This window comes from Bartonella sp. AA1HLJMS (assembly GCF_042197445.1).
GTDB lineage: Bacteria > Pseudomonadota > Alphaproteobacteria > Rhizobiales > Rhizobiaceae > Bartonella.
The window spans coordinates 1-3,092 of sequence record NZ_JBHIRW010000091.1 but is presented as its reverse complement, the minus strand read 5'-3'; the positions used below and the strand labels follow the sequence as shown (position 1 = coordinate 3,092).

Here is a 3,092-nt window from a genome sequence, read left to right as displayed (position 1 = left end):
CAAAGATCTTTTTGCAGGTATGGCAGAATCTTCATCAGACGGTTCTGGGTGGGATGCGCTTGCAAGTGGTGTGAAGCATCTTAATGAAGGAGATAAGGAAAGAGGGCAGGTTAATCAGACCGTCGAATACCTAAAATCTAAAGGGTACAGTGAAGAAGAGGCGCGGTTCATGGCTGGGAATAAAGATGCATTGAATGCTTTTCTATTACAAAAAGTGAACGGCGGTTATGATGCTAGATCTAAAGAAGAAATGGACCGCCTACGAGAAACAATAGATCTTAAAAATAGTGAAGCTATCAGTAGTAATACACTCCATGACATTGAACGTTTTATGAATTATATAGAAGAGAATGGTGATTGGGCTACGGGAAATCTTGCTGATTGGCAAGCTTCTTTTAAGGTTCCTCAACACCGTGATATGCGTTCACTGCTTGATTCCATTAAAAACCGTATAGGTATTGACCGTTTAGAAACGATGAGACGGTATTCACGCAATGGTGCTTCTGGTTTTGGTAACCTTACAGAAAGAGAGCTTGATATCTTAAAGAGCTATTTAGGAGAGATAAAGTACGACTTGGGTCATAAAGAGCTCTTGTTTAGGTTGAAAAAAATCCATCAGATTTTGGCTAAGATGAAATTAGACGTATTGAAATTGCTAGAAGACAGCAGCATTGAATTAACGCAAGAGAGTGTTGATAAGGTTACCTCACAGTCGCATTCTAAAGCTCCACAGCAAGGACATAGTGCAAATGCGCCTGTAGTAAAAAGTGCAGAAGAAATTGAAGCCTTACCGAAAGGAGCAGATTTTATTGTTATTGATGCCGATGGTAAAAGAATGACTATAAGAAAATAGGTTGTGTTTCATGTCTGAACTTAAGAATTATGATAAGTCACTTCTTCCTGAATGGGCTAGAAAGTATAAGGTTATTGGTATTGCTGAAGATGTTCAAAAGGAAACAAATTATCCTGAACTTAAGGATTATGATAAATCACGTCTCCCTGAGTGGGCTAGGAAATATGAAGTAATTGGTCCAGTTCAAGATATTCCAAATACTCAAGAAACATTCAAAGATTTTTCATTTGATGATAAAGATCTTACGTGGTCGGATGCACTAAGGAGTCATGGGATATCTGGTTTGACAGCAGGGTATAGTGATGAGATACAAGCAGCCAATGAAGCAGGTTTTACGGATTATTGGAGCGGCGATAAAAAGGCAGAAGAGGTTTATAATAGAAGGGTAGCTAAGGAGCGCGCTTACCTAAAAGCCTTAGAAAAAAAATATCCATGGTTGTCTTCTGGTGCTTATATTGCTGGTTCGATTTTACCAACATTAGCATCTTTGGGTATTCCCGCATTAAATTTTTTGCGAGCAGGCTCGACTTTAGGAAGTTTAGGTAGGGGAGCTATTGTTGGGGCAGGTTCTGGAGCTTTACATGGTTCTGGTGCAGGAAAAGGTTACAATGATACGGTGAATTCGGCATTAGCCGGTGGTGTTGGTGGGGCAGTTTTGACGCCGGTTGCTGCTTTAGGAGGTATGGGTATTTCTAAGGCAGTTCGTAGTTTAGGAAATGCTTTAAAATCGCCTCCACTTGTAAGGAATTATTTTAATCCTGCTCGTAAAGAGGTTTCAAATAAAGCTTTGAGAGAAGTTGCCAAGCAACTTTACGATAATAAAACCCAAAAGATCACGGAACGTCTTAGTTCAGAACCTCACGAAGTATTTTTGACAGATATTAATGAAAAACTACGACAGACTTTGTGGAATGCGTCTAAAACAAATGAAGATGTTTATAATCTCTTGAAACAAGCGCATGAGAAAAGATTAGGCGGTTCTGTTCAACGTCTTGATGATATGATGGAGCAGACAATTGTTCCATACCAGCATAGCGATACTTTAAGCAGGACGCTTAAACAGCAAGGGAAAGAAGCGCATGATCATCTTTATGAACAAGCAAGGCAAACGCCGATAGGACGAGAGTATTATCCGGCTCTTAATAAACTTTTTGAAAATAAAGGGTTTCAAAAAGCTCTTAAAGAAGCTGTCAATACTTTAGAGGAACACCCCCTCAGTATAAATCCTAGACGATTTTATGATAGAAGGTTTAGTAGTATAAACTATAAACCTACGATAGAGTTATTAGATCAAACTAAGCAGTCTCTTGATGATTTAATCGAAAAAAGTAAGAAACATGGCGATAACCAAAAGATTTTAGGATACGAAGTCCTCAAACAAAATTTGGTAAAAATAATGGACGAAATCTCTCCTACGTACAAAGCAGCACGCGGTAGTGCGGCAAAATTCAAAAACTTTGCAGATAGCTTTGAGGAAGGTAGACAAGCTCTTGGAACAAAGCTTGAAAAGAGTTTTGAAAGGGATGCAGTTCAGGAAAATCTTTCTAAAGGGAATTGGACAAAACAAAATAATACCTATCAGATGGGCATGAGAGATGCATTAGATGATTTACTCAGAAAAAATGATGACCCTATTAATGAATTTTCTAAACTTTTAAAACAAAATCTTGCGTCTGAGAATCTTGAAAGGACCATAGGACCGGAACGGTTTTCTACTTTTAAAAAGGCAGTAGATCAGGAGCAATTCTATTCTGATGCAGCAAAAGAGGGTTTTAGCAAATTTGAAGGCACTCCTGAGGTTTCTCTTTTTGATGGAGTTCGTGTACCACATAGTATTCCTGATATACCAGCTCAAGGCTTAAAATTAGCACGAAACATATTTTTCCACCCGAATGCTCCAGAGGCGCTACGGGCAAGACAAGAGCTAGAGCGCGGTATAGCGAAGTTAGCAACTTTTGGCGTTAAAGGAATGGAGCGCAATGAAATTGCCAAATTGATTCAAAGTGCTTTGAAGTGGCATAAAGCCGGTGTGATAACGGATGAAGGCTTGAAGATTGTTTCTAGAGCTGTAGCAAAAGGGTTAGGTCCTAGTGCTTCAATAGAGTACGCGAAATGACCCGTTCTAGTCCTTCTGTTAATCAAGCGATCCGTCAAGCAGCAGTGCGTTATGGTTTGCCAGAGAGTTATTTGTACCGTGTTGCGCAAGTGGAAAGTGGAGGCAATCCGAATGCAAGGAATC

General features: G+C 39.5%; 2 protein-coding genes and 1 pseudogene. All 3 read left to right on the top strand.

The annotated features are described in order from the left end of the window. Positions 1–853 (top strand): annotated as a pseudogene (locus tag ACFIQE_RS09290) (hypothetical protein); the annotation flags it as partial. A gap of 10 nt (positions 854–863) precedes the next feature. Continuing rightward, entirely contained in the window at positions 864–2,969 is a 2,106-nt protein-coding gene (locus ACFIQE_RS09285; protein ID WP_375707602.1) for a glycine zipper family protein, read from the top strand. After that, on the top strand, positions 2,966–3,092 hold a 127-nt coding region (locus ACFIQE_RS09280; RefSeq protein WP_375701360.1), incomplete at its 3' end, for a transglycosylase SLT domain-containing protein. The genes ACFIQE_RS09285 and ACFIQE_RS09280, both read left to right, overlap by 4 nt.